Source organism: Streptomyces lycii (assembly GCF_009735685.1).
GTDB lineage: Bacteria > Actinomycetota > Actinomycetes > Streptomycetales > Streptomycetaceae > Streptomyces > Streptomyces lycii.
Genome location: NZ_WHPN01000299.1, coordinates 1 through 24,902 on the forward strand (window position 1 = coordinate 1; position 24,902 = coordinate 24,902).

Consider the following 24,902-nt stretch of genomic DNA (forward strand, 5'->3'; position numbering starts at 1 on the left):
CCGGCAGCCGCCGCCCGCGGGGGGCGTCGGTGGTGGTGACCGGCGTCAGTGGTGGTGGCCGTTGCGGCCGAGGGTCTCCACGGGGGTCGCGCCGGGGCGGGTCCACTGCGGCACGGGGCGGCTGTCCGGGCCCCAGGTGGCGTTCCCGGCCGCGTCCGAACGCCAGTACCAGCACGGCTGGTGTCCCTCGGGCCAGCTTCCGGGCTTGTCCTCCCACGCCTCGCCGCGGCCGTAGGGAGTCATGTCGAGCAGGCCGAGGGACCCGTTGGCCGGCTCGTTGCCGCGGCCTGTCGTGGAGTAGGTGAGGAACACCCGGTCGCCGTCGCGCAGGAAGCAGACGAGGTGGCCCATCTCCCCGCCGATCGGGGGCTCCACGCCGCGCACCGAGTACCAGGGCTGGGTGTAGCCCATGAAATCGACGTAGGACGCCACCTCGTCCCAGCGGCCCGTGGTCACGACGGCGAACGAGACGCCGCGAGCGTTGAGGTAGACGGCGTCCTTCAGGTGCCAGGCCGTGGTGGTGCAGCCCTCGCACTGCCCCTGGTGCGGCGCGCCGTCGTACCACATGTGCTGGTAGACGACGAGTTCGTCGCGGCCCTGGAACAGGTCCCGGAACGGCACCGGGCCGTCGGGGCCGACGACCTCGGCCGTCCCGTCCAGCTCCACCATCGGCAGCCGGCGGCGGGCCGCGGCGATGGCGTCGCCCTCGCGGGTGTGGGCCTTCTCCCGGACCAGGAGCGCGTCACGGGCGGCCTGCCAGGTGGCCGGGTCCACGACGGGCGGGCGGCCGGGCGGCGCGGTGGCGGGGTCTTCCGGCTTGGTCGTCATGGTGTCCTCCGTGGAGTCTCGTGCCGGGCACCGTCGCACGACTTCCACGACGGTCACCGGTACGGACTCGCGACCCGCCCGGAACTCATCGCTCCCGCGGAAACCCGGGCCGGGACCGGGCACGGAGCATGCAAAGCCGGGCCGGCCGCGCGGGGCCGGCCGGTACGGGGCCGGCCGGTACGGGAGCGCGCGCTCAGGCCTCCTGAACCGGCCTGCGCTCGCGGTCGCGCTCCGAGGGGCCGTCCGCCGCGGAGGCTCCGTGGGCCTTGCGGACCTCCTCCGGACCGTCCGCTTCTCCCTGGTCCTCCCGGCTCCGGGCGCACTCGGGATTCCTGCAGGGCCCCGGCCCCCAGACGGGGATCCAGGTGCCCATGGACTTTCGCCGGCCGACGATGACCGGCCGGACTTCTCCGCCGCACGAGGGGCAGCTGGTGGCGCTCCACACGCGGCGCGGACTGGGCTCACGCCTGGTGACCATATTTCCACGGTACGTCCGTTCCGGCCCGCTTGCCAGATGTGCGGCAACGGCGGCGGAACGCGCGGGGGCACCGCCGGTGACCGGCGGTGCCCCCGGGTGATCAGGCGAAGGGCACCGTCAACTGCGAGGAGGGGCCGGTCCGCAGCTGGGCCGTACCGTTGCCGATCGCGTTCCACACCTCCAGCCGGACGGTGCCGCCGTCCAGGTCGCCGAGGGTGCCGGAGGAGGAGCGGAGCCCGGCACGGGCGGCCGAGTACTTCTCCCAGCCGGGCAGCGGGTCGGTGGCGTAGTAGCGGTAGGTCTCGACGCGCTCGAAGGTCCCGTCGCCGGTGAGGTCGTAGGAGACCCGGGCCTGCGGGGCGAGACCGACCGTCGTGCCCGCGTCCAGTTCGAGGACGAAGTCCGTCGCGCCGCCCTGCCGCAGGTCGCCGTCGACGTTCTTCGCCTCGTACACCAGAGGCCGGTGGGGGGTGCCGTCGTGGTTGGCACCGCCCGCGGAGGCGATGGTGTCCGCGCCCGGGACCACGGCCGCGTCGGTGGTCAGCCCGCCGCCGGAGCGCGGGTGGAGCGTGCCGCCGGTGCCCGGCTCCTGCGGGTCCGGGTCCGGGTCGCCGCCCGCGCCCGTGCCCGTCGCCGTCGAGCGCGCCGGGACGGTCAGCTCGCCGCCGTCGGAGAACGTCACCGTCCGCGGGGCGTCGGTGAAGTTGTGTGCGGCGTAGGTGCGGGTCCCGTCCCGGGAGAACACGGCGGCCGTCGGGCTGTCGGCGGTCACCCCCGGGTCGGGTGCGCCGAGGCTGCCGAGGGTGGCGATCCAGTGATAGGTGTGCGCCCTGGTCTCGCCCTGCTCCGGGGTGTACGAGCCGCCTTGTGCCGCCCAGGCCGCCTCGGCCGCGTCCGGGTCGGCGAGGGCCTCGAACTCCCAGAGGATGTCGCGCCATTCGACGGCCGGGCCGCCGTTCTCCCGTTCCATCTCGGCCAGGTTGCGCCGGATGGCGTCCTTCTCGCGCGCGAGATGCAGCGATCCACCGGTCACCGGGAGGACGTTGATGCCGTGGATCTCCTCGGGGTTGGCGGTCCACCAGGTGCTGTACGCGCCGCCGCTGCCCCACACCATGCCGACCGTGTCGTGCCCGAAGGAACCGGGGAAGACCTGCTCGTCGGCGTCGAACCAGTACTGGGTGACGGCCTCTGACTCCGTCGTCAGCAGATACACCCCGAGATCGCGAAGGGAGGTGTCGCCCGTGGCGGAGCCCCAGAGGATCAGGCCCGTGCTGAGGTTGACCGACTCCGAGGACGACTCCTGGTTGTTGCCCGCGGCGAAACCGGCGTGGCCCGCCGCCCAGCTGTGGCCGGCGTACACGTCGAAGCCGCGCAGGAAGGGATAGCGCTCGTCGGTGCGGCTGGGGTTGGCCGCGTCACGGACCAGTTCCTCCACCATGCCGCCCCAGGCGGAACCGGCCGCCCAGTCCGGGTCGTACTGGGCGACGGTGGCCGCGGCCAGGACGTAGTAGGAGTAGTGGAAGTGGTGGTCGTTGAGCTCCTTGTCGCTGCCGTACGACGCCGGGTAGCCGATGAGTGTGCGCCAGTCGCGGTCGTAGGAGAACTCCGACGCGCCTCCGGCGGTGAACCACTCCTCCAGCCGGCCCTTGAGCAGGCCCAGCAGCCGGTCGCGGGTGCCGGTCTCGCCCAGCTGCTCGGCGATCGGCACGAGTTGCGCGAGCTTGCCGAGGGCCTTGCCGGTCCAGTACGTGTCACTGGCCCCGTCGAAGGGGTCGGCCACGCTCATGGCCTCCGCCAGGAGACCCTTGAGCGCGGCGGTGTCCGGGCCCGCGGACTCCGGCAGTCCGGGCAGGACTCCGGCCGCCCGCTGCGAGGTGGTGAAGGAGGCGCCTTCGCGGACCTTCATGGTGCCGCGCGGCGAGACGTACGTGTGGGGGGTGAGCGTGTCGGCCGTGTTCAGCCACTGGTGGCGGTACAGGGCCTGGAGGGTGCCCTGTTCGCTGCCCTCCTTGGCCGTGGTGCTCAGCGCGTAGGTGGCGCGGACCGAGCCGGCGGCGGCGTCGTAGTCCCAGGTCACCTTGGATCCGGTGACGAAGCTGAAGGCGTACTTGCGGTAGGTGGCGAGGGCGCCGGTGTCCGGCAGCACGGCGAGCGAGAAGTAGTCCTTCTCCCCCAGTCCGGCGCTGATCTCCGTGCCGGAGACGTTCCAGTCGCTGCCGGAGGGGGCGAACAGCGCGTAGTGGTGCCCGGCGACGGTGACGCCCAGGACGTTGCCGTCGTCGGCGAAGACCTGGGGCGTGCTCGCGGTGGTGATCCGGGCGTCACCGCCGGTGCCCTGCGCGTACACGTACGGCAGGCCGTGGCCGATGGTGGTGCGCAGCGTGCGGGTGCCGTCGGACCAGTACGGGGTGACGGTCCAGTCCGACCAGGCGTCGGCCCTGGTGTCCGGGGAGTTGAGACCGGCGAGGCCGACGGTCAGGTCCCGCTGGTGGGCGTACTCGTACTGCCGGCCCTCGCCGACGACGGCGGGAGTGGTGGGGTAGCCGACCTCCAGGCCGCCGGAGACGGCCTTGTAGGTGAGCGGATGCCCGTACATCGCCTCGGAGTACGGGTTGCCGGCGTAACGCTGGAAGGCCAGGGAGGACCACCAGTCGTTGGTGGGGACCGGCCGGTCCGCGGCGGCGGGGGTGACCTTGGGGGTCACGGCGCCGCCGGTGTTGTTCTGCGGGCCGTCCGTGCCGGCGGGACGGGTGTCGCTGTAGCTGCCGGAGCCTACGGGGACGGTCGCGGCGGACGCGGGGGTGGCGGTGACGCCCAGTCCGGTGACGGCGGTGGCGGCCGCCAGCAACAGGGCAAGACGTCTGCGTCTACGGGGTTTCACACAGCACCTCGGAGCCGGGGGAAGGGGGAGGAGACGAACGCTTGAGAGCGCTCTCAGGAAGACTGGAGACTGAGCCGGAGCATGTCAACAGTTCGCGCAGAGGCGGGGGTTGGACCCGGGCTCCCCGAACGGGCGGCCCGTACGGACGGCGAGCGCCGATCAGGCGCGGGGGCGGGGCGGCGGCACGGGGGCGCGAACACGGGCACGATGCGCGGGCACGCCGCGCGGGCACGGGCCCGGACGCGGCACGAGCAGGGGCCCGGAGGCGGCACCGCCCGGACGCGGCGCGGACCCGGACGCGGAGTTGCCGCGTTGCGAGGCCGCGGGACCGCGGGGCCACGGGACCGACGCGCGAAACAGCCGCCGGCGCACGGACGGCAATCCGCCGAGGACGACGGATACGTATTACATGCACACGCCGTATATTGCGCATGCCTTAAACTGGACCGCGTCCGTCGAGGCCGGCGGAGAGGCTCCGTCCGGCCCTGCGGGCGGAGGAAGGAGCGTCATGACCGCCACGGACCCCGCACGCGGCGCCCTCGCCCGGGGCTGGTGCGCGCTGTCCGTCCTGCACGGCCGGATCGACGCGCATCTGGAGCGCGCGCTGCAGGAGGGCCACGGCCTGAGCGTCCGCGAGTTCTCGCTGCTCGACGTCCTCAGCCGCCAGCACGACGGCGAGGGCGGACATCTGCGCATGAGCCAGGTCGCCGACGCGGTGGTGCTCAGCCAGAGCGCGACGACACGGCTGGTGACGCGCATGGAGGACCGCGGTCTGCTCTCCCGTTACCTGTGCCCCACGGACCGCCGCGGGATCTACACCGATGTCGGCGACGCCGGGCTGAAGCTTCTCGCCGAGGCCCGTCCGACCCACGACGCCGCGCTCCGCGAGGCCCTGAACCGGGCGGCCGGGGACCCCGAACTGGCCCCGCTGGTCCGCGCCGTCAAGTCGCTGCACTCGGCCGCCTGACCGGCGGCGTCGGCTCCGGTCGCGGCGCGGGCCAGAAGCAGCACGGCCGGGGCAGCACGGCCGGAAGCGGCGCTGCCGGACCGGTTCCGCCTCGGCTCCGGACGAACCGGAAGCGGCAGCACCCGGCCCCGGCGGCGGCACGCCCCGCCCCTCAGTCCCCCGCCCCTCAGTCCCCCGCCGAGAGGCGTGCCGCCGGAAGCGTGCCGGAGACGTCGCGGAGGCCGCGGACCGCCCCGCCGTCCGCGAGTTCCTCAGCCCCCGGCCACGGCGTCCCGTGCCGCAGCAGCAGCGGGCTGTCGTGCCGCAGCAGCCACCGCCGGTAGGCGGCGTTCGCCCAGGCGACCTCCGTGTACGCGGCGCCGAGATCGTCGTACAGCCCGTCCAGCTGCCGTTCCACCGCCGTGACCGTACGGAAGACGAGCAGCAGCCGGACCGCCAGCGGATCGTCGCGGAGCGGCCGGATGACCATGCCGTGCCGGGGCACGGAGGTGGGCTGGCAGGGCGAGACGGCCTCCCCCGAGGCGACCAGGTCCGCGGCGGTGGTGTTGTCGTGGACCTGCACCACCCGGGGGTGCATGCCGGCGGTGGCGAAGAGGCGGCGGATGGCGGCGTACTCGTCGTCCACGGTCGGGTCGACCATCCAGGGGTCGCCGGAGACGTCCTCCAGCGCCACCTCCGTGCGCGCGGCGGCAGGGTGACGGTCCGACATCGCGATGAACTGCGGTTCGCGCGCTACGAGTACGCGGCTGCCCACGCCGGCCGGCAGCCGCAGCGGAAAGCCCTCCAGTTCCTGGACGAAGGCGACGTCCAACTGGCTGTCCGCGAGCATCTGCAGCAGTTCGTTCGCGGAGACGTCGATGTGGATCGAGGTCTCGGTCTCCGGAAAGCGGGCGTGCAGCCTGCGCAGCCAGCCGACGACGGCACGGCTGCCGGTGCCGCCGAGGCGCAGCCGGGCCCCGCCGTCCTGCGCGGTGACCTCGCGGACCGCGTTCATCAGGGCGCTCATCTCCGCTACGATCGGCCGCGCCCGCCCCAGGATCGAACGCCCCAGCGGTGTCGGTCTGCTGCCGGTCCGCCCGCGGGTGAACAGCGTGCCCCCCACGGCTTTCTCGATGCGCCGGAGCTGGGTGGTGAGGGACGGCTGGGTCATGCCGAGCTGTACGGCGGCCTTGCGCACGCTGCCGGTGTCGGCGATGGCGCACAGGGCGCGAAGGTGCCTCACCTCGAGATCCACGGCCTGGATGATATCGGCAGCTCAGCGGCGCGCACCAGGTGCGTGTGACGCATATCGGGGCGTGGTGTCCGCCGAGGCGACGCGAGCGCAACTCCTCCCGCGCGTAGGGGTATTGCACAGCGCTATCGCAAGTTGGCATCATCCCTTCGGCGGTATCGCTCACGGAGACTGCGCGGGACCGAACTTTCTTCGGGCGGACCCCGGCCTCTCCCCCACGGTGGCCGGAACCGGTCCGCGGACATAAGGAGAACCCCCACATGAGGTCTCGCAAGATTCTGCTCCCGGCCACGCTGGGCTTCGGCCTCGCGGCTTCGCTGGCCGCAGCCCCCGTCTCGACCGCCGCGCCGTCCGCCGCGGACCGGGCCCCGGTCTCGGCGTACACCGGTTCCTCCGCGGACCGGGCGAACACGAAGGCCTTCTTCGAGGCCGTCATCAAGTCGGCCAAGGCCAAGCAGGCCGAGACCGGCGCCGCGGCCGTGACGGTCACCTACGACGCGAGCCAGGCGCCGAGCTTCGCGTCCGAGATCGCCAGCAGCACCCAGATCTGGAACTCGTCCGTCGACAACGTCAAGCTCCAGGAGGGCTCGGGCGCCGACTTCGAGTACCGGGAGGGCAACGACCCGCGCGGCTCGTACGCCAGCACCGACGGCCACGGCAACGGCTACATCTTCCTCGACTACGCGCAGAACGAGCAGTACGACTCGACCCGTGTCACCGCGCACGAGACCGGTCACGTGCTCGGCCTGCCGGACCACTACGAGGGACCGTGCAGCGAGCTGATGTCCGGCGGCGGCCCCGGCCCGTCGTGCACCAACGCACAGCCCAACGCCGACGAGATCGGCCGCGTCAACTCGCTGTGGGCGAACGGCATCGTGGGCCCGTTCGACAAGGCCGCGTATCTGAAGTGAACCGCCGGCTCAGCCGTACGGTCCGTCCCCCGCTCCGGGGGCCGGGCCGTACGGCGTGTCCGGGGCCGTCCCGGGGGGTTTCCGGCGGGTGCCCCCGGAGGGTTCTCCGCGACGCCCCGGGGGTCCCGGCGGGCGCCCCTCAGGGCTTGCGGGCCACTCCGCACCACATCGGGATGGTCTCCGGGACCGGCGCGTCCGGGGCCGGGCGCCAGCGGGGCAGCTGCACGACACCGGGCTCCAGCAGCCGGGTGCCGCCGAAGAAGCGGCTGACCTCCGCGTGGCTGCGCGGGGTGGCCGCGGCGTGCTTGGCGGCGCGCTCGTTGTAGACCCGCATCGAGGCGGCCACCTCCTCGTCGGCGACGTCCGAGGCCGGGTGGGAGAGCGCGACATGGCTGCCGGGCGCGAGGGCGTCCAGCAGCCGCGAGACGATGGCGTACGGGTCGTCGGCGTCCGGGATGTACTGGAGGACCGCCATCAGGGTGAGCCCGACGGGCCGCTCCAGGTCCAGGGTGCGTCCGGCCTCCTCGATGATCCGCCCGGGATCGCGCAGATCCGCCTCGACGTAGTCGGTGGCGCCCTCCTCCGTGCTGACCAGCAGGGTCCGGGCGTGGGTGAGCACGATCGGGTCGTTGTCGACGTAGACGACCCGCGCCGTCGGCTGGGACCGCTGCGCGACCTCGTGGGTGTTGTCGGCCGTCGGGATCCCGGTGCCGATGTCCAGGAACTGCCGGATCCCCACGTCCCCGGCCAGGTGCCGGACCGCGCGGCCCAGGAACGCGCGGTTGGCGCGGACGGAGGGCAGGATGCCGGGGTTGGCTCCGACCGCCAGTTCCGCCGCCTCCCGGTCGGCGGCGTAGTTGTCCTTGCCGCCGAGCCAGACGTTGTAGACCCGCGCCGGGTGGGCGACCGTGGAGTCGATCGTCACCGGGCCGCCGCTGGAGCGTGCTTCCATCCCGCACCACTTTCCGCCGTCGCCTGCGCGCGGCGCCTGTCATGCCTTGACCTGAACACGGCACAGCCTAACGCCTGTTGCGGATTCAACTGCTCCGATACGGGCGGCCGCGCGGTCCTCCGCGCGCTCCTCGCCCGCCCGGCGCGGCCGCCCGGAGATTTCTCCGTCCGCGGCCAATCCGCGGCATCCGGCGGCTCCGAATGAGGGGCAGCAGGCCCGAAGTCACCGGGCCCGCCCACGGATTCACGGAGCGGCCGCCGGCACCGGCGGCCGGCGGAAGGGACACACGCTCATGAAGATCCGGCACACGACCCGTCTCGCGGCACGCGCCGCGCTGCCCGCCGCGCTGGCGGTCGCCCCGGTGGTCGCACCCGCGGTCGCCGCTCCCGCGGTGGCCGCGGAGGGCGGGAACCCGAGGGCGTACCAGATCGATCTGGCGCAGCTGAACGACTCGGGCGCCTCCGGGACCGCGATGCTCAGCCTGGAGGGGCGTCAGCTGACCGTCATGATCCGGGCGGAAGGCCTGGTACCCGGTCAGCCGCACGCCCAGCACATCCACGGCTCCACCGACGGCCACGACTTCCACTGCCCGGACGCGGGCGCCGACCGGGACGGCGACGGGATCGTCACCACCTCCGAGGGCCTGCCGGTCTACGGCGGCATCAACATCTCGCTGACCACCGAGGGCGACACCTCTCCCGACAGCGGTCTCGCCGTCGACCGGATGCCGGCCGCCGACGCGAACGGCACCCTCCGCTACGAGCGCACGCTCGTGGTGGCCCAGGACGTCGCCGACCACATCCGGGACCTGCACGTCGTGCAGCACGGCATCGACCGGAACGGGAACGCGGAGTACGACTTCGGCGCGGGCAGGAGCGACCTCGACCCGAAGCTGCCCCAGGAGGCCACGGCACCGGCCGCCTGCGGCCTCGTCGAGGGCGCGGCGGTGGGCTCCGTGCCGGTCGGCGGTGTGGAGACGGGCACCGGTCCGGCCGGGGACGCGCGGACCGGCACCGCACCGGCCGGTGACGGCTCCGCTCCGGCGCCGTACGCCGCCGCAGGGACCCTGCTGGCCGCGGCCGGAGGCGCTCTCGCGCTGTCCCGCCGGCGCGCCGCCCTCCGGAACCGGTGAGGGGGAGGAGACGCCATGACGCACACGACGGGACCGGGCAGCCGCCGGTCACGCCGCCGGAGGGTCCCCCTCGCCGTCCTCGCCGCCGTCCTCACCGTGCTGGCGGCGGTGGGCGCCGGACTGGCGCTGACCATGGCGGAGGAGCCACCGTCCGGGCGGGGTTCACAGGCCGCGCCGCCCGCGGGCCCCGGGGACGCGGGCGGTACCGGGGCGGGCGGCGGAGGCGACGGGAAGGCGCTCGGCGCCTCTCCCCCGCGGCGGATCGCGATTCCGTCGCTCGGGGTCTCCTCCACGCTGGAGGAGCTGGGCCTCGGCGAGGGCGGCGCGATGGACACCCCGCGGGACCCGGACAAGGCCGGCTGGTACACGCCGGGGCCCGCGCCGGGCGCGGTCGGCCCGGCGGTGATCGCCGGACATGTCACCTGGGACGGCGAGCCGTCGGTGTTCCACGGTCTGACGGCCATGAGGAAGGGGGACCGCATCGAGGTCGAGCGCGAGGACGGCCGCACCGCCGTGTTCGGCGTGGACCGGATCGCCCGCTACCCCAAGGCCGACTTCCCGACGCTGGAGGTGTACGGCAACGTCGACCACGCCGCGCTGCGCCTGATCACCTGCGGCGGCGCCTACGACGAGTCGGACAACCGCTACGCGGACAATGTGGTGGTCTACGCGTCGCTGGCCGGCAGCCGGCCGTGAGCCCGGCCCCGGGGCCCGGCCGGGCTCCGGACCCCCGCTCAGGCCGTGGCCCCGCGTCCCGGCCCGGCCTCGTCCGCGTACGCCCAGCCCGACCAGCGGTCCACGGCGATCTCGACCACCGGCCCCGCGGGCGGCAGCCGCGCGTACTGCGGGTAGCGGGCCGTCAGCAGGGCGAGCGGACGGGACCGGTCCGCGGTCTCGCCGAGCAGCCGCGCGGTGCCGTCGGCGCGCGCCCACCACAGCCGGCTCCAGTCCTCGTCGTACACGTCGACCAGGGCGGAGACCGCGGGGTTCCGCGCGATGTTCCGCAGCCGCTTGAGGTCCTGGTGCCGTTTCGGCTTGTGGTCCACGGCGAGCAGGACCAGGTCCCCGTCGACGGCGAAGGTGGCCGGGACCAGGTGCGGGTGCCCCCCGGTGTCCGCGGTCGCGAGCCGCAGCACCCGGCCGCCCGCGAACCTCCGCCGTGCCTCCTGCGCCGCGAGCCTCATGCCGGCGACGCTACCGCCCGGCAGCCGCGTTCCGCCCGGGACGCACCGGGCCGCGCGGTCCCGGGCGCGGCGCGGCACGGCGTGTAGCGTCGCCGGCATGGAGTACGGCGTTCTGATGTTCCCCACGCACGACGCGATCGACCCGGCGACGCTGGCTAAGGAGACCGAGAGCCGCGGGTTCACGGCGCTGCTCTTCCCCGAGCACAGCCACATCCCGGTCAGCCGGGAGTCCCCCTATCCCGGCGGCGGCGAGCTGCCGCGCATGTACGCCCACACCTACGACCCCTTCGTCGCGCTCACCGCGGCCGCCTGCGCGACCAGCACGCTGTGTGTCGGCACCGGGATCTGCCTGGTGGCGCAGCGGGACCCGATCCACACCGCCAAGGAGGTCGCGAGCCTGGACCACCTGTCCGGCGGACGGTTCCTGTTCGGCGTGGGCGCCGGCTGGAACCGTGAGGAGATGGCCGACCACGGCACCGACGCCCGGACCCGGATGCGCCGGATGGCGGAGAACGTCAAGGCCATGAAGGAGCTGTGGACGAAGGACGAGGCCGAGTTCCACGGCGAGTTCGTCGACTTCCCGCCCTCGTGGGCCTGGCCGAAGCCCGCCCGGCGCCCGCACCCGCCGGTGCTGGTCGGCGGCAACGGCCCGACCGTCGAGGACCGGGTGCTGGACTTCGGCGACGAGTGGATGCCGCAGGGCGTGGGGCTCGACGGCATGGCGGAGTTCGCGGGCCGGGTCCGCCGGCTGCGGGAGCGGGCCGCCGACGCCGGACGCGGCCGGATCCCGGTCTCCATGTTCTACGGTGCGCCGGACCCGCGCACGCTGGAGGCGTACGCCGAGGCGGGGGTCGACCGGGTCTTCTTCGGGGTCGACTCCGAGGAACGGGAGACGGTGCTCTCCCAGCTGGACCGGCTGGCGGCCCTGACCGGCTGATCACCGGGCATCCCGGCGGCGCGACGAGGCGCCCCGGTACGGACCCCCGGTCCGCAGCTCGTGCGGCCCGGGGGCTGCCCCGGCCGCGGGCCACGGGACCGGGAGGCTTCCCGTCCGGGCACAGCGCGGAAGCCGCCGTTGTGGTGCCGGTCCCCATACCGGGCCGGCCGGGCCGCTCCTACGGTGCGCGGCATGACCGCATCCAGAGCCGCATCACACCGCCGTGGCCTCGCGCTGCTCGGGGCCGCCGTGCTCGCCCTGCTGTTCCTGCCGCACACCGCGGCCCCCGCCCGCGGGGCACCGCCACCGCCGCCCGGCTCCGCCACGGGGGCGTCCGCCGCCGTCGAGGAAGTGACCGGATTCGGGTCCAACCCGGGGGCGCTGCGGATGTTCCGACACGTCCCCGACGGGCTGCCCGGCGGGCGGCCCGTCGTCGTCGCCCTGCACGGCTGTACGCAGAACGCCACCGGCTACGGCACGTCCTCCGGCTGGACGGAGCTGGCCGACCGCTGGGGCTTCTCCGTCGTACTGCCCGGCCAGACCGCGGCCAACAACCTCAACTCCTGCTTCAACTGGTTCCGGCCCGCGGACATCGGGCGCGGCGCCGGGGAGGCCGCCTCCATCGCCCAGATGGTCGACCGTCAGCTGGCCGACACCGGCGCGGACGCCGGCCGGGTCCATGTCACCGGGCTGTCCGCGGGCGGCGGCATGGCCGCGGTGATGCTCGCCGCGTATCCGGACAAGTTCCGGGCGGGCGGGGTCGTCGCGGGGCTGCCGTACGGCTGTGCGCAGGCCGCCGGGTCGCCGTTCGTGTGCATGTACGTCGGCGCGTCCCAGACACCGGGGCAGTGGGGCGACCGGGTGCGGGCGGCCGCGGGCTCCCACGACGGACCGTGGCCGAGGCTGGCCGTGCTGCACGGCACCGCCGACCGCACGGTGGTGCCGGCCAACATGACGGCCCTCGTGGCGCAGTGGACGGACCTGCACGGCACCGACCGGGAGCCCGATGTGAGCGACACCGTCGCCGGCCATCCGCACCGGGTCTACGAGAACGCCGCCGGGGAGCCGGTGGCCGAGACGTACGAGATCACCGGCATGGGCCACGGCCAGCCGGTGGACCCGGGCACCGGGCCGGAGCAGTGCGGCACGGCGGGCGCGTACAGCCTGGACGCCGGGCTGTGCGCGGCGCACCGGCTCGGCACCCTCTGGGGCCTGGGCTGAGCCGGGCCCGGCCCGGTGCGGAAGGGCACCGGGCCGGGCGCACGGCGGCAGGGACCGGCGGGGCCGCCCGCCGGTGTCCGCGGCTCACCAGCGGGCGTGGACCTGCTCCCGGATGCGCCGGTCGTACAGGTCGCGCACGGCTTCGAGGGTGGCCGCGGGCAGCGCGGGCAGTCCGGCCGCCGCCGCCGCGTTGGCGCGGGCCTGCTCCGGGGAGCGAGCGCCGGGGATCACCGAGCTGACACCGGGCTGCTGGACGATCCAGCGGAGCGCCGTCTGCGCCGGGGTGGCTCCGGCCGGGGCGAGGTCCGCGAACTCCGCGGCGGCCTCCACACCGGTGGCGAAGTCGACACCGGAGAAGGTCTCGCCCTGGTCGAAGGCCTCGCCGCGGCGGTTGAAGGTGCGGTGGTCGTTCTCCGCGAAGACCGTCTCCCGGGTGTAGCGCCCGCTCAGCAGTCCGGAGGCGAGCGGCACCCGCGCGATGATGCCCACACCGGCCTCGGCGGCGGCCGGCAGCACCTCCTCCAGCGGCTTCAGCCGGAACGGGTTGAGGATGATCTGCACACTGGCCGTGCCGGGATGCCCGATCGCGGCGAGCGCCTCGGCGCAGGTCTCGACGCTGACCCCGTACGCCGCGATCCGCTTCTCGGCGACCAGGGTGTCCAGCGCCTCGAAGACCTCCCGCGAGGAGTGCACCGGCGTCGGCGGGCAGTGCAGCTGCACCAGGTCGAGCGTGTCGACGCCCAGGTTGGCCCGGGAACGGTCGGTCCAGGCGCGGAAGTTGTCCAGGGTGTAGTTCTCCGGGCGCTGCTCGGCGCGGCGCCCCATCTTGGTCGCCACGAACACCCCGGCGTCCGGCCGCTCCCGCAGGAAGCGGCCGATCAGCTGCTCGCTGCGTCCGTCGCCGTACACGTCGGCCGTGTCGAAGAAGGTGGCCCCGGCGTCGGCCGCCGCGTCGAGTACGGCGAGGGCGTCCTCCTCGCGGACGTCTCCCCAGTCGGCGCCGAGCTGCCACGTACCCAGTCCGACGACGGACACCTCGCGGCCCGTCCTGCCCAGTTGTCGCTGTTCCATGGGATGATCGTACGTCTCCGCCGCAAGCCGAGGTCAGTCCCGGACCTGCGGGCAGGCGGCCGTGATCTCCGCCGCGGCCTCGCGCAGCCGGGGCAGGAAGGCGGCGACCTCCCCGGCCCGTGCCCGCAGCGCCCCGGGCGTGCCGACGCCCAGGTCGGCGGCCAGCTCGGCGAAGCCCGCGGCGTGCCGGGCGGCGGACTCCGGTGGCGCGTCGGCCGCCAGGATCCTGCAACAGCGGGCGTAGGTCGCGGCGATCCAGAACACGGCTTCGCGGTGGTGCCCGGACGTGATCAGGGCGCGGCTGCCGTCGACGGCGACCGCGCGGGCGCGGGGTGTGATGTCGGAGGAGAAGGGGTACGGCGTGACCGCCACCCGTGCCGCCTCGTCGAAGGCCTTCGCCATGGCCCGCAGATGCCGCTCGACGCGCACGGCGGACATCCCGTCGCAGCCGAGCAGGGCCAGCAGCTCCTCCGTGAGCTGGGGGCGGCCGTGCCCGTCGAGGAGTTCACGGACCGCGCTGTAGCGCCGCCGCACCGTCGGGTTGCGCAGCCCGGCGGTCAGCAGCACGTGGGTCGTGACGCCGGCGGGGAAGAGCCAGCCGGTCACCCGGTCGTGCGGCGGCGCGGAGACGTCGAGCCGTGCGAGCCCGCCCGTGATCCGGCGCTCCGCGTGTGCGCAGCGCCGGCGCACCCAGCGGCGGCGGGTGAACTCCGGGGCGACGGCGTCCCGCAGCGCGGCCAGCCGGCCGGAGGGGTCGGCCAGGACCGTGTCGGTACGGAAGCTGCCCGCCAGATAGTACGAGCCGAGCACCCGCCCGGGAGTCGCGATCTCCTCACCCGGCAGGTCGCTGCCCTCGATCAGCACGCCCTCCCGGCGGAACTTGCCGGGCGCGGGGCGCGCGGGCCGGGCCCCCTCCTCGGTCACCAGCAGGACGTCGACGTCCGAGGTGACGGGAAGCTCGGCGTCCCCGGGCAGCCAGGCGGCCGAGCCGCTCACGAACGCTCCGGCGCAGCCGGGGGTGCGCTCCGTGTACGCGGCCGCCCACCGGGCCGCCACGGCTCTCGCCTCACTGACCCGCACGTGCTCCTCCCCTCGCCCGCCGCTTCCGGCCGGGTCCGCACATCCTCCATCCGACGGCCCGCCCTGTCCCGCCCCGCCCCGCCGCGTCCCGTCTCCGGAGCGTTCCCGGATGCGGCGGCCGGACCACACCGGCGCGGCGGAGACGTACGGCCGGGAGACCGGTGCCGGCGTGCCCGCATGCCTGCGTACCGGCGTGCCCGCGTACCGGTGTGCCCGCGTACCGGCGGCCTACCGGCTGTGGGGCTCACAAGCCTGCGGCGGCCCGGGCCGGAGCCGGACCGCCGCAGGCGCGGGAACGTTTCAGCTCCAGATCGACGCGACCCACTCGGGGTGGTCGATGAACGGGTTCCGGTTGTGCTGGAACTGGTCGAAGATCACCTGGTTGCGGTTCTCCTCGAACGCGTCCGGCGGGTCCTGCTCGTGCCACTCGCGCAGCACCGAGACCCGGCCCATCAGCGGCGCGGAGCCGTTGGAGACCTCGTCGTTGACCTCCAGGTCGGCGAAGCCGTCGCCGCCCTCGTACCGCACCGCCATGTAGAAGATCATGCGGGCGACGTCGCCCTTGACCTCGTCACGGGGTTCCCAGGAGTCGCTGTCGGTGAAGTTGCCGGGCGCCTCGTCCGATTCCGTACCGCCCTCGTCGAAGTCCTTGTTGCCGCGGTCGCTGTTGACCGTGACGTCGGTGGGGCGCAGATGGTGCACGTCGGTGCCGGGTCCCGTGGCGGTGCCGAAGTCACCGTGAGACTTCGCCCACACGTGCTCGCGGTTCCACTGGTCGGCGTCGCCGCCGTTGTCCGACTTGCTCTGCGAGCGGCCGGTGTAGAGGAGGACCACGTTGGAGGCGTTGGCCGGGTCCTCGTCGGTGACCTTGAGCGCGTCCCAGACCTCGGAGTACGAGAGCTTCGTCTGATCGCTGATGATGCCGTGCAGGGCGTCCTTGAGTTCCTGGCCGCTCTTTCCCTCGGCGTCCTGGTAGTAGGTGTCGTCGTACGCGCCGGCCTGCGCGGTCGCGGCCGTCTCCGCCCGGCCGGCCGTGGTGTCCACGGTGGCGACCGCTGCCTGTGATCCGCCGACCGCGACCGACGCGCCGGCTATGAGGAGCGCGAACTGCTTCCAGCGAGTGACTCGTGTGGGGGGCAAAGGTGGTCCTCTTCTCGAAGCCTGCGCCGGACCCGCAACGCGCGTAGACAGGACCGGCACGGCCGAACCTCCGTTCGGCTGAGGAGAGTCTGCCCGCGGTGGATCACCACGGTGTGAACGCCCCGGAGGGGTTCGGTGAAGGACGTGCGACGAACGCCCGGGATTTGTGCCATAAGATGCCTCCGACCACTCGCGGACCAGCCGGGATCCGACCGGCTGCGAGTGGTCTCGAACATGTCGCGGCCAGTATGGTCCAGCACGTAAAGACGCCCCGACGGCGGTGGAGGGTGGGGGTTGTGAACGGTCTCATGGGTGTTCCCGAACCCCGGTCCGCCGGCGGCGGAGCGGACCCGGTCACGGCGGACACCGTGCTGCCGCGCTGGCGGGGCGAACCCGAGTCGCTGCTGCTCGTGGAGGACGACTCCGGTGACGCCCTGCTCGTCGAGGAACTGCTGACGGACAGCGACATCCGTACGGAGCTGATCTGGGTCCGCTCCCTCGCCGAGGCCAAGGAGCGGCTGGCCGCCACCGGCCGTCCCGGCTGCATCCTGCTCGACCTGCACCTGCCGGACGCGTCCGGTGTCGACGCCGTCGGGCAGATCCTGGGCGCGGCCCCGCACACGGCCGTCGTCGTGCTCACCGGCCGCTCCGAGGACGAGGCCGGGCTGGCCGCGGTGGCCGCGGGCGCGCAGGACTACCTGGTCAAGGGCTCGCTGGAGCCCCAGCTCTTCGGCCGGGCCATCCGGTACGCCGTCCAGCGCAAGCAGGTCGAGCAGGCCGCCGCCGATCTCCAGGCGGGACAGCTGAGGGCACAGGAGAACGCCCGGCTGGAACGCGGTCTGCTGCCCACTCCCCTGCTGCACACCGAGGACCTGGTGGTGGCGGCCCGCTACGAGCCGGGCCGGGCGCAGTCCCTGCTCGGCGGCGACTTCTACGACGTGGTGCAGACCTCCGACGGCACCGTGCACGCCGTGATCGGTGATGTCTCCGGACACGGCGCGGCCGAGGCCGCGCTCGGGGTGTGCCTGCGGGTGGCGTGGCGCACCGCGGTCCTGTGCGGCACGACGGGTTCCGGCGCCGCCCGCCTGCTGGAGCAGATCACCGTGGCCGAGCGTTCCGATCCGCGGGTGTTCGCCACCGTGCTCTGTCTCGCCTTCCCGCCCGACCGCCGCACCCTGCGGATCGTGCGGGCCGGTCATCCGGGGGTGCTCATCCGCCAGGACGGCAAGGTCACCCGGGCGGAGCCGCCGGGCGGGCCCGCGCTGGGCCTGGCGCCCGGCCGGACGGACTGGCCCGAGACCGAGATGCCGCTGCCGGAGAGCGCGGAGGTGGTGATGTTCACGGACGGTCTGTTCGAGGGCCGTACGGGGCCGGGATCACAGCGGCTGGGCGAGGACGGCCTGTTCGAGCTGGCCCTGCGGCACACCGGGCTGCCGGCTTCGGTGTTCGTCGACGCGCTCGTCGACGGTGCCGGGGCGGCGGCGGCCGACCACGGCGGCCTGGCCGACGACGTGGCGGTCGTGGCGCTGGGCTGGAAGAAGGCGCCGTGAGCGCGCCCGCTGACACCGGGCGGGCACCGGGGGCCTCCGGCCTGTGGCGGCGGCTGACCGTGCAGAACTGGTTCCATCTGTTCCTGGTGGTCAAGCTCACGTTCATCGTCGTGTGCGCCGTGGTCGGGACGCAGCTGCTGATCAGCAGCTCGGAGCGGACCGACACCCTCACCGAGCGCATCGAGCCGGCCCGTGTCGAGCTGTACCGGCTGCAGACGACCCTGATCAGCCAGGAGACCGGGCTGCGCGGCTTCGCCATCGCGCGCGAGGAGCAGTTCCTCGACCCCTACACCGAGGGCATCCGCGAGGAGCGCGAGAGCGCGGAACGGCTGTACGACCTGGTCGGCCGGGAGGAGCAGCTGTCCGCCGATGTCGCGGCGCTGACCCGGGCCGCGGCGACCTGGCGCAGCTCCCACGCGGAACCTCTCATCGAGAAGACCCGCCGCGGCGAGTTCGAGGTCGGCGCCTCCACCGAGCTGGACGAGAGCAAGCACGCCTTCGACGAACTGCGCACGATGTTCGCCGTGCAGAACCGCCACATCCTGGAGCTGCGTGAAACGGCGCGGGCCGAGCTGGACGCCGAGCGGACGAAGCGGGACTGGCTGATGGCGTCCATGCTCATCGCCTTCACCCTCTCCGGCATCGGGCTGACCGTGCTGCAGCACCGGGCCGTGGGCCGGCCGCTCCGCTCGCTGCTGTCCTCCTCGCAGCGGGTGGCGAAGGGCGACTTCACGCACCGTATCGACGCCTCGGGGCCCGCCGACGTACGCGCCGTGGCGACGGCCGTGGAGGAGATGCGCGAGCGGATCGTGACGGAGCTGGCCGAGTCGCGCTCGCGCGCCGAGCTGCTCGACCAGCAGGCCGCCGGGCTCGACGCGCAGGCCGCCGAGCTGCGGCGCTCCAACGCGGAGCTGGAGCAGTTCGCGTACGTCGCCTCGCACGACCTCCAGGAGCCGCTGCGGAAGGTGGCGTCGTTCTGCCAGCTGCTGGAGAAGCGGTACGGCCGGGAACTGGACGAGCGGGCGGGGCAGTACATCGCCTTCGCCGTCGACGGGGCGAAGCGGATGCAGACCCTCATCAACGACCTGCTCACCTTCTCCCGGGTGGGCCGGGTCAACGACGACCGGCGGACGGTGTCGCTGGACGACGCGCTGGACCGGGCCCTGTCGAACCTGTCCGCCTCGATCGAGGAGTCCGGGGCCCTCGTCGAGCGCCCCGAGGCCCTGCCCGAGGTCATCGGTGACGTCACCACCCTGACGATGCTGTGGCAGAACCTGATCGGCAACGCGGTGAAGTTCCGCTCGCCGGACCGGCCGGCCCGGGTGACGGTGACCGTCGAGCCGGAGTCCGCCGGCAGCGGCTGGCGGTTCTGTGTGGCGGACAACGGCATCGGCATCCCTCCCGAGTTCCGGGAGAAGGTCTTCGTGATCTTCCAGCGGTTGCACGGGCGGGACGCCTACGCGGGCACCGGCATCGGCCTGGCCCTCTGCAAGAAGATCGTCGAGCATCACGGCGGCCAGATCTCGCTCGAACCCGGAGACCCCGAGGGCACCCGGGTGTGCTTCAGCCTGCCGGACCCGTCCGCCTTCCCCACCGCGCCCTTCGCCGTCCCCGTCCCTGTCCCCGTCACGACCGCAACCGAGGAACACCACCGATGAGTTCTCCCGTACACCCGATCAAGGTCCTGCTGGTCGAGGACGACGCCGGCGACGAACTGATGACGCGGGAGGCCTTCGAGGACAAGATCCGCAACACCCTGTACGTGGCGCGGGACGGCGAGGAGGCCCTCGACTTCCTCTACCAGCAGGGCGAGCACGCCTCGGCGCCCCGCCCCGATCTGATCCTGCTCGATCTCAACCTGCCGAAGTACGACGGGCGCCAGGTGCTGGAGCGCATCAAGTCGGATCCGGAACTGGCCACGATCCCGGTCGTCGTCCTGACCACGTCCTCCGCCGAGGAGGACATCCTGCGCAGCTACAAGCTGCACGCGAACGCCTACGTGACCAAGCCGGTGGACCTGGACCAGTTCCTGGCCGCGGTCCGGCAGATCGACGAGTTCTTCCTGACGGTGGTCCGGCTCCCGCACCGCTGACACCCGGACCGGCGCGCCCGGCCACGGCCTGCGCCCCGGCCGGGTGCCCGTCCCCGGCGGGGCGCGGCCGCGTGCCGGGGCCACGGGGCGGTTTGCCGGCGCGGGCCACCGGAGGCTCGGGGCGTGGCGCCGGGCGGACCGGTGGAGGCGTCCCGCCGGCGTGCCGTCATGCGGGCGGTGCCGGGGGCGCCGCCCGCCCGGCGGTCGTCACCGGGGCCGCAGGGCGGCGAGCTGCTCCTCGAACGGGACGACGCCCTCCTCCTCCGGGGCGGCGGCCGCCGCCGGCCGGCCCGCCATGAGCCCGGCCAGTTCCTCCCCGGCCCGCGCGACCCGGACCGGCAGCCCCTCGGTCTGCGCGTCCCCGGCGCCCCAGTCCTCGGACGCGGCGAACACCGCCGTGGGCACCACGACGGCCCGCAGATACGCGAACAACGGGCGCAGCGCGTGTTCGAGCGCGAGCGAGTGGCGTGCCGTGCCGCCGGTGGCCGCGATGAGCACCGGGGTGCCGGTGAGCGCGGTGTTGTCCAGGACGTCGAAGAAGGACTTGAACAGCCCGCTGTAGGAAGCGGTGAAGACCGGTGTCACCGCGATGACACCGTCCGCCCCGGCCACGGCGTCGAGGGCCTCGCGCAGCGGTGCGCTCGGGAAGCCGGTGACCATGTGGTTGGCGATGTCGGTGGCGAGGTCGCGCAGCTCGATCGCGTGCACGTCCACCGGGCGCCCGGCCTGCGCCAGGCGCTCCCCGGTGGCCTCCGTGAGGCGGTCCGCCAGGAGCCGGGTGGACGACGGCCGGCTCAGGCCCGCCGAGACGACGGCGAGCTTCAGGCGCTGCATGTGTTTCTCCTCAACTCTCGTCTGCTGCGGCACCGCCGCCGGGCGGCGGCGGTGCGGGCGTGCGGTCAGCCGCCGGTGCCTGCCGGGGCGGCCGTGTCCCGGCGGGCGACGAGCGCCTCGTGGGTGGGACCGTCGGGCACCTCGGCCGGGCGGCCCTTGGCGAACTCCTCGCGGAGCACGGGTACGACCTCCTCGCCGAGGATGTCGAGCTGCTCCAGCACGGTTTTCAGCGGCAGCCCGGCGTGGTCCATCAGGAACAGCTGGCGCTGGTAGTCGCCGAAGGACTCCCGGAAGGTCAGGGTCTTCTCGATGACCTCCTGCGGGCTGCCGACGGTGAGCGGGGTCTGCTCGGTGAACTCCTCCAGGGAGGGCCCGTGGCCGTACACGGGGGCGTTGTCGAAGTAGGGACGGAACTCCCGTACGGCGTCCTGGGAGTTCTTGCGCATGAACACCTGGCCGCCGAGTCCGACGACCGCCTGCTCGGGTGTGCCGTGCCCGTAGTGGGCGTAGCGCTGCCGGTAGAGGTCGATGAGGCGGACGAAGTGCTCGCGCGGCCAGAAGATGTTGTTCGCGAAGAAGCCGTCCCCGTAGTAGGCGGCCTGTTCGGCGATCTCGGGGCTGCGGATCGAGCCGTGCCAGACGAAGGGCGGCACTCCGTCGAGCGGCCGGGGCGTGGCCGTGAAGCCCTGGAGCGGGGTGCGGAAGCGCCCTTCCCAGTCGACGGTGTCCTCGCGCCACAGGCGGTGCAGCAGGGCGTAGTTCTCGATGGCGAGCGGGATGCCCTGGCGGATGTCCTGGCCGAACCACGGGTAGACCGGGCCGGTGTTGCCGCGGCCCATCATCAGGTCGACGCGCCCGTCCGCCAGGTGCTGGAGCATCGCGAAGTCCTCGGCGATCTTCACCGGGTCGTTCGTGGTGATCAGCGTGGTGGAGGTCGAGAGCAGCAGCCGCTCGGTCCGGGCCGCGATGTACCCGAGCATGGTGGTGGGCGAGGAGGGCACGAAGGGCGGGTTGTGGTGCTCGCCGGTGGCGAAGACGTCCAGGCCCACCTCCTCGGCCTTGAGCGCGACGGCGACCATGGCCTTGATGCGCTCGTGCTCCGTTGGCGTGCGGCCGTTGGTGGGGTCGGTGGTGACATCACCGACGCTGAAGATCCCGAACTGCATCATCGCCCTCATCTCCATATAGTTTCGAATTCAACTATACAGATGAACACCCCCCGCTCCCGGTCTGTTCCAGCCGGCGGAGCGGCCCTCTCCGGGAACCGCCTCGCAGCTCAGAGCAGGTCCCGGCCGTGACCGCCGGCCAGGTCCGACCCGTCCGCGCGCAACGGCACGACATTGATCGCCCGGAGATCCTCCGCGGAGTCGCGCATCAACTCGTACGACACCCGCTGGCCCTCCTCCAGCGCCCCGCCGGCCTGGAGGGCCCTGGAGTCCACGACCAGTTCCTGCCCGCCGCCGTCCGGCACGAGCAGTCCCCGGCCCCGCTCGGAGTCGTAGAACTTCACGGTTGCCTCAGGCATGGTTCCACCTCTCCCTTTCCTGTCCGCTTCCCGGTCCTGTCCGCTTCCCGGTCCGCCCCGACAGCAGCCGGGTGCCCGCCCCGGGCGGGACGGAACACGGACGCGGCGGCGGGTGACTCACCGGACGTAGTGCGCCGCCGTGCCGGAACGGCCCGGCGCCACGTGCGGACGCAGTACGGAGTCCTCGTCGTAGTCCCCGCTGTCCTCCCGGCGGAAGGGCAGCGGCTCGGTGCCGGGCAGTTCCCGCAGCCGGTCCCGCAGGCCCGCGGCCGCCGCGGCGTATCCCTCGGCGGTGAGCCGGTCGGCGCCGTGGACGGCGAACGGGGGCAGCGGAGCCATGCCCGTGTACCAGAAGATCCCGTGGTGCAGCGGGAAGAGCACGTCCTCCAGGCTCCCGTGGATCCCGCGGTCCCCGAAGCTCGGCCCGCCGGCCCCGATGGTGAGCACCGCCATGGCCCGCTTGCCGGCCAGTCCCCCGCTGCCGTACCGCAGGGTGCGGCCGCTCTCCGGATCCCTGACGCCGTACGCGAAGCCCTTGACGAGGACCCGGTCGAACCAGCCCTTGAGGATGGCCGGCGGGCCGAGCCACCAGAGCGGGAACTGGAAGACGACGGTGTCGGCCCAGCGGAGCTTCGCCTGCTCGGCCCGGATGTCCTCGCTCAGCAGCCCGGACGCGTGGGCGTCGCGGGACGCGGTGGTCACCACCAGCCGGCCGGCCGCGTGCCGGGGGAAGTCGGCACGGTCGACGACCGGGTTCCAGTCCATGGCGTACAGGTCGCTCTGGCGGGTCTCGTGGCCGAGCCCGTGCAGCGTGCGCAGCCCCTCGTCGCGCAGGGCCCCGCTGAGCGAACGCGGCTCCGGATGGGCGTGGACCCACAGCACCTTCATGACGTCGGCACCTCTCTTCTCCTCGGCCACCGCCCCGGTCGGGCGGTGTGTGATCAACCCTGCGCGCCGGCGCACCACCCGGACGAGTGGCCAGATGGACATGATGTGAAAGAATCGCGCCATGGCCGTCTTCCAGCACCCCGGGCGCCATGCGCTCGCCGTCCTCGTCCGCCACGGCGTACTGCCGATGGAGCTGGGCCTGATCCACCAGTTGTTCGGCGGGGCCCGGTCGGCCGCGGGCGAACCGCTGTACGAGGTGGTCACCTGTGCTCCGGAGCCCGGTGAGATCCGCACCGACGCCGACTTCCCGGTCCGGGTCGCCCACGGCCCCGAAGCCCTGGCACAGGCCCGTACCGTGCTGATCCCCGCCTCCCACGAGGAGGACGGGGCCGCCCCGGACGGCCGGCTCTCCCCCGGCGCCGCCCGGGCCCTCGCCGCGATCCGGCCCGGCACCCGGGTCGCGTCGGTGTGCACCGGGTCGTTCGCCCTGGCGGCCGCCGGACTGCTCGACGGCCGCCCGGCGACCACCCACTGGCGGTCCGCGGAGCGGTTCCGAGCGCTGTACCCGGCCGTCCGGCTGGACGAGGACGTCCTCTACACCGACGACGGCGACATCCTGACCTCGGCGGGCGAGGCCGCCGGGATCGATCTGTGCCTGCACATGATCCGCCGGGACCACGGCGCGGCGGTGGCCACCGGCGTGGCGCGCACCACGGTCGTGCCGCCGCACCGCGACGGCGGTCAGGCGCAGTACATCCCGCGGCCCGTCCCCGAGCCCCGGACGGCCTCGACCGCGCGGGCCCGCGCCTGGGCGCTGGAGCATCTCGACCGCCCGCTGACCCTGGGGGAACTCGCCGCCCGGGAGTCCATGAGCGTGCGCACCTTCAGCCGCCGCTTCCGCGCGGAGGTCGGGCTCACCCCGGTCCAGTGGCTGACCCAGCGGCGCCTGGAGTACGCCCGGCAGCTGCTGGAGGAGACCGATCTCCCCGTCGACCGGGTCGCCGCGGCGGCGGGCTTCGGCACCGGCGCCTCGCTGCGCCAGCATCTGCAGGCGGCGCTCGGGGTGTCGCCGAGCGCGTACCGGGGGACGTTCCGCGGCCCGGGGGCCCTGCCCGTCCGCGCGGCGGACGCGGGCCCGGCGGTCCGCACGGCCGGGTGAGTCAGGTTTTTCACGCGCCCGCCCGGGGCACTGTGTGCATTTATGGCACGTATCGTCCGCGTGTCGGCGGAACGAGCACCCCCGCGCGAGAGAAGGAACGCCATGCGGATCGGAATCATCGGCGCCGGGAAGATCGGCACCGCCCTGGCCAAGCAGTTCACCCGCGTCGGTTACGACGTGGCGGTCAGCAACTCCCGGGGGCCGGAGACCCTGGCCGGGCTGGTCGAGGAGCTGGGCGACCGGGCTCGCGCCATGACGGCGGAGGAGGCCGCGGAGTACGGCGAGGTCGTGGTGATCTCCATCCCCTACGGCCGCTACCGCGAGGTACCCGCCGCCCCGCTGCGCGACAAGGTCGTGATCGACACCTGCAACTACTACCCCGAGCGGGACGGCCACGACCCGGAGCTGGACAACGACGACACCACGTCCAGCGAGAAGATCCGCGCCCACACCGGCGCCAACCTGGTCAAGGCGTTCAACGCCATCTACTGGGAGAACCTCCGCGACCGCAACCGGCCCAAGGGCGCACCGGACCGGCTGGCCATTCCGCTGTCCGGCAGCGACGAGGACGCCCGGGCGGTGGTCGCGGCACTCATCCGGGACATCGGCTTCGACCCGGTGGAGGCGGGCAATCTGGGCCAGGGCGGGCGCAAGCACCAGCCGGGCACCGAGGTCTACGGCGCCGAGATCCCGGCGGAGCGGATGAGCGAGATCTTCCGGGCCTCCTGAGCCGGCCCGGGCCGGGGCCTTCCGCGAGGCATTCCGCGAAATCTTCCGCGAGGCATTCCGCGAGGCCGGCATCGCGGAGCGGCCGCGAGGCCGGCATCGCGGAGCGGCCGCG

General features: G+C 73.6%; 23 protein-coding genes. 11 read left to right on the forward strand and 12 right to left on the reverse strand.

Translation table 11 applies throughout. The annotated features are described in order from the left end of the window. Positions 1-45: 45 nt before the first annotated feature. Together GCU69_RS17030 and GCU69_RS17035 are read right to left on the reverse strand one after the other, a co-directional pair. Positions 46-828 carry a DUF899 domain-containing protein gene (locus tag GCU69_RS17030; protein WP_156206545.1) on the reverse strand — a complete coding sequence of 261 codons (783 nt, stop codon included), beginning with the start codon at positions 826-828 and terminating at the stop codon, positions 46-48. A 578-nt stretch (positions 829-1,406) separates the two neighbouring features. Beyond that, positions 1,407-4,187, reverse strand: coding sequence for a glycosyl hydrolase (locus GCU69_RS17035; RefSeq protein WP_098755419.1), 2,781 nt, complete (start codon positions 4,185-4,187; stop codon positions 1,407-1,409). A 508-nt stretch (positions 4,188-4,695) separates the two neighbouring features. Here GCU69_RS17035 and GCU69_RS17040 point away from each other — a divergent pair. Continuing rightward, positions 4,696-5,154, forward strand: coding sequence for a MarR family winged helix-turn-helix transcriptional regulator (locus GCU69_RS17040; RefSeq protein ID WP_156206546.1), 459 nt, complete (start codon positions 4,696-4,698; stop codon positions 5,152-5,154). A 166-nt stretch (positions 5,155-5,320) separates the two neighbouring features. Here GCU69_RS17040 and GCU69_RS17045 read toward each other — a convergent pair whose 3' ends face one another. After that, positions 5,321-6,388: a LysR family transcriptional regulator gene (locus GCU69_RS17045; protein ID WP_235978526.1), complete on the reverse strand. Its 1,068-nt coding sequence runs from the start codon at positions 6,386-6,388 to the stop codon at positions 5,321-5,323. A 257-nt stretch (positions 6,389-6,645) separates the two neighbouring features. Here GCU69_RS17045 and snpA point away from each other — a divergent pair, with 257 nt between their 5' ends. Then, the gene (snpA, locus tag GCU69_RS17050; RefSeq protein WP_098754772.1) at positions 6,646-7,296 is read left to right on the forward strand and encodes a snapalysin; all 651 of its coding nucleotides are present in this window, start codon (positions 6,646-6,648) and stop codon (positions 7,294-7,296) included. 139 nt (positions 7,297-7,435) lie between these two features. Here snpA and GCU69_RS17055 read toward each other — a convergent pair whose 3' ends face one another. Further along, entirely contained in the window at positions 7,436-8,248 is an 813-nt protein-coding gene (locus GCU69_RS17055; protein ID WP_156206548.1) for an SAM-dependent methyltransferase, read from the reverse strand. 292 nt (positions 8,249-8,540) lie between these two features. Between GCU69_RS17055 and GCU69_RS17060 the strand changes: the two genes are divergently transcribed. Both GCU69_RS17060 and GCU69_RS17065 read left to right on the forward strand, forming a co-directional pair. Next, the gene (locus GCU69_RS17060; RefSeq protein WP_156206549.1) at positions 8,541-9,380 is read left to right on the forward strand and encodes a hypothetical protein; all 840 of its coding nucleotides are present in this window, start codon (positions 8,541-8,543) and stop codon (positions 9,378-9,380) included. 15 nt (positions 9,381-9,395) lie between these two features. Continuing rightward, entirely contained in the window at positions 9,396-10,076 is a 681-nt protein-coding gene (locus tag GCU69_RS17065; RefSeq protein ID WP_176604595.1) for a class F sortase, read from the forward strand. 38 nt (positions 10,077-10,114) lie between these two features. Here GCU69_RS17065 and GCU69_RS17070 read toward each other — a convergent pair whose 3' ends face one another. Further along, on the reverse strand, positions 10,115-10,564 hold the full coding sequence (locus GCU69_RS17070) for a TIGR03668 family PPOX class F420-dependent oxidoreductase (RefSeq protein ID WP_098754776.1): 450 nt from the start codon (positions 10,562-10,564) through the stop codon (positions 10,115-10,117). 97 nt (positions 10,565-10,661) lie between these two features. Here GCU69_RS17070 and GCU69_RS17075 point away from each other — a divergent pair, with 97 nt between their 5' ends. Then, positions 10,662-11,501, forward strand: a complete 840-nt coding sequence (locus tag GCU69_RS17075) for an LLM class F420-dependent oxidoreductase (RefSeq protein ID WP_098754768.1) — start codon at positions 10,662-10,664, stop codon at positions 11,499-11,501. 192 nt (positions 11,502-11,693) lie between these two features. Beyond that, positions 11,694-12,722 carry an extracellular catalytic domain type 1 short-chain-length polyhydroxyalkanoate depolymerase gene (locus GCU69_RS17080; RefSeq protein ID WP_176604596.1) on the forward strand — a complete coding sequence of 343 codons (1,029 nt, stop codon included), beginning with the start codon at positions 11,694-11,696 and terminating at the stop codon, positions 12,720-12,722. An 84-nt stretch (positions 12,723-12,806) separates the two neighbouring features. Here the strand turns inward: GCU69_RS17080 and GCU69_RS17085 are convergent, their stop codons facing one another. From GCU69_RS17085 to GCU69_RS17095, 3 genes are all read right to left on the reverse strand, one after another. Then, entirely contained in the window at positions 12,807-13,793 is a 987-nt protein-coding gene (locus GCU69_RS17085) for an aldo/keto reductase (RefSeq protein ID WP_156206550.1), read from the reverse strand. A 33-nt stretch (positions 13,794-13,826) separates the two neighbouring features. Beyond that, positions 13,827-14,873, reverse strand: a complete 1,047-nt coding sequence (locus tag GCU69_RS17090) for a hypothetical protein (RefSeq protein ID WP_156206551.1) — start codon at positions 14,871-14,873, stop codon at positions 13,827-13,829. Positions 14,874-15,173: 300 nt separating this feature from the next. Then, positions 15,174-16,013 (reverse strand): endonuclease I family protein, encoded by an 840-nt coding sequence (locus GCU69_RS17095; RefSeq protein WP_408055816.1) that lies wholly within the window; start codon positions 16,011-16,013, stop codon positions 15,174-15,176. A 308-nt stretch (positions 16,014-16,321) separates the two neighbouring features. On the opposite strand from GCU69_RS17095, the gene GCU69_RS17100 reads away from it, so the two are divergent. The 3 genes from GCU69_RS17100 to GCU69_RS17110 are packed head-to-tail and all read left to right on the forward strand — an operon-like array spanning position 16,322 to position 19,655. Further along, entirely contained in the window at positions 16,322-17,563 is a 1,242-nt protein-coding gene (locus GCU69_RS17100; protein ID WP_156206564.1) for a PP2C family protein-serine/threonine phosphatase, read from the forward strand. Then, a complete protein-coding gene (locus GCU69_RS17105; RefSeq protein WP_235978528.1) occupies positions 17,560-19,221 on the forward strand; it encodes a sensor histidine kinase in 1,662 nt (553 codons plus the stop codon). Before GCU69_RS17100 ends, GCU69_RS17105 begins: the two co-directional genes overlap by 4 nt. Next, the gene (locus tag GCU69_RS17110) at positions 19,218-19,655 is read left to right on the forward strand and encodes a response regulator (RefSeq protein ID WP_098751311.1); all 438 of its coding nucleotides are present in this window, start codon (positions 19,218-19,220) and stop codon (positions 19,653-19,655) included. Before GCU69_RS17105 ends, GCU69_RS17110 begins: the two co-directional genes overlap by 4 nt. A 207-nt stretch (positions 19,656-19,862) precedes the next feature. Here the strand turns inward: GCU69_RS17110 and GCU69_RS17115 are convergent, their stop codons facing one another. The 4 genes from GCU69_RS17115 to GCU69_RS17130 form a co-directional block, all read right to left on the reverse strand. Beyond that, positions 19,863-20,489, reverse strand: a complete 627-nt coding sequence (locus GCU69_RS17115; protein WP_156206552.1) for an FMN reductase — start codon at positions 20,487-20,489, stop codon at positions 19,863-19,865. Between the two features lie 65 nt (positions 20,490-20,554). Further along, entirely contained in the window at positions 20,555-21,655 is a 1,101-nt protein-coding gene (locus GCU69_RS17120) for an LLM class flavin-dependent oxidoreductase (protein WP_098751315.1), read from the reverse strand. A 110-nt stretch (positions 21,656-21,765) separates the two neighbouring features. Beyond that, entirely contained in the window at positions 21,766-22,014 is a 249-nt protein-coding gene (locus tag GCU69_RS17125; protein ID WP_107644859.1) for a cold-shock protein, read from the reverse strand. A gap of 117 nt (positions 22,015-22,131) precedes the next feature. Continuing rightward, positions 22,132-23,004, reverse strand: a complete 873-nt coding sequence (locus GCU69_RS17130) for an NAD(P)H-dependent oxidoreductase (RefSeq protein WP_328630002.1) — start codon at positions 23,002-23,004, stop codon at positions 22,132-22,134. 19 nt (positions 23,005-23,023) lie between these two features. Here GCU69_RS17130 and GCU69_RS17135 point away from each other — a divergent pair, with 19 nt between their 5' ends. Both GCU69_RS17135 and GCU69_RS17140 read left to right on the forward strand, forming a co-directional pair. Beyond that, entirely contained in the window at positions 23,024-24,061 is a 1,038-nt protein-coding gene (locus tag GCU69_RS17135) for a GlxA family transcriptional regulator (RefSeq protein WP_098751308.1), read from the forward strand. A 42-nt stretch (positions 24,062-24,103) separates the two neighbouring features. Then, positions 24,104-24,790 carry an NADPH-dependent F420 reductase gene (locus GCU69_RS17140; RefSeq protein ID WP_156206553.1) on the forward strand — a complete coding sequence of 229 codons (687 nt, stop codon included), beginning with the start codon at positions 24,104-24,106 and terminating at the stop codon, positions 24,788-24,790. The last annotated feature ends 112 nt before the right edge of the window (positions 24,791-24,902 follow it).

Bases quoted from the DNA above. Each gene is read 5' to 3' on its own strand.
- GCU69_RS17030 (WP_156206545.1), bottom strand. From the start codon at position 828: ATGACGACCAAGCCGGAAGACCCCGCCACCGCGCCGCCCGGCCGCCCG.
- GCU69_RS17040 (WP_156206546.1), top strand. From the start codon at position 4,696: ATGACCGCCACGGACCCCGCACGCGGCGCCCTCGCCCGGGGCTGGTGC.
- snpA (WP_098754772.1), top strand. From the start codon at position 6,646: ATGAGGTCTCGCAAGATTCTGCTCCCGGCCACGCTGGGCTTCGGCCTC.
- GCU69_RS17055 (WP_156206548.1), bottom strand. From the start codon at position 8,248: ATGGAAGCACGCTCCAGCGGCGGCCCGGTGACGATCGACTCCACGGTC.
- GCU69_RS17060 (WP_156206549.1), top strand. From the start codon at position 8,541: ATGAAGATCCGGCACACGACCCGTCTCGCGGCACGCGCCGCGCTGCCC.
- GCU69_RS17065 (WP_176604595.1), top strand. From the start codon at position 9,396: ATGACGCACACGACGGGACCGGGCAGCCGCCGGTCACGCCGCCGGAGG.
- GCU69_RS17070 (WP_098754776.1), bottom strand. From the start codon at position 10,564: ATGAGGCTCGCGGCGCAGGAGGCACGGCGGAGGTTCGCGGGCGGCCGG.
- GCU69_RS17075 (WP_098754768.1), top strand. From the start codon at position 10,662: ATGGAGTACGGCGTTCTGATGTTCCCCACGCACGACGCGATCGACCCG.
- GCU69_RS17080 (WP_176604596.1), top strand. From the start codon at position 11,694: ATGACCGCATCCAGAGCCGCATCACACCGCCGTGGCCTCGCGCTGCTC.
- GCU69_RS17085 (WP_156206550.1), bottom strand. From the start codon at position 13,793: ATGGAACAGCGACAACTGGGCAGGACGGGCCGCGAGGTGTCCGTCGTC.
- GCU69_RS17100 (WP_156206564.1), top strand. From the start codon at position 16,322: ATGGGTGTTCCCGAACCCCGGTCCGCCGGCGGCGGAGCGGACCCGGTC.
- GCU69_RS17110 (WP_098751311.1), top strand. From the start codon at position 19,218: ATGAGTTCTCCCGTACACCCGATCAAGGTCCTGCTGGTCGAGGACGAC.
- GCU69_RS17115 (WP_156206552.1), bottom strand. From the start codon at position 20,489: ATGCAGCGCCTGAAGCTCGCCGTCGTCTCGGCGGGCCTGAGCCGGCCG.
- GCU69_RS17120 (WP_098751315.1), bottom strand. From the start codon at position 21,655: ATGCAGTTCGGGATCTTCAGCGTCGGTGATGTCACCACCGACCCCACC.
- GCU69_RS17125 (WP_107644859.1), bottom strand. From the start codon at position 22,014: ATGCCTGAGGCAACCGTGAAGTTCTACGACTCCGAGCGGGGCCGGGGA.
- GCU69_RS17130 (WP_328630002.1), bottom strand. From the start codon at position 23,004: ATGTCCATCTGGCCACTCGTCCGGGTGGTGCGCCGGCGCGCAGGGTTG.
- GCU69_RS17135 (WP_098751308.1), top strand. From the start codon at position 23,024: ATGGCCGTCTTCCAGCACCCCGGGCGCCATGCGCTCGCCGTCCTCGTC.
- GCU69_RS17140 (WP_156206553.1), top strand. From the start codon at position 24,104: ATGGCACGTATCGTCCGCGTGTCGGCGGAACGAGCACCCCCGCGCGAG.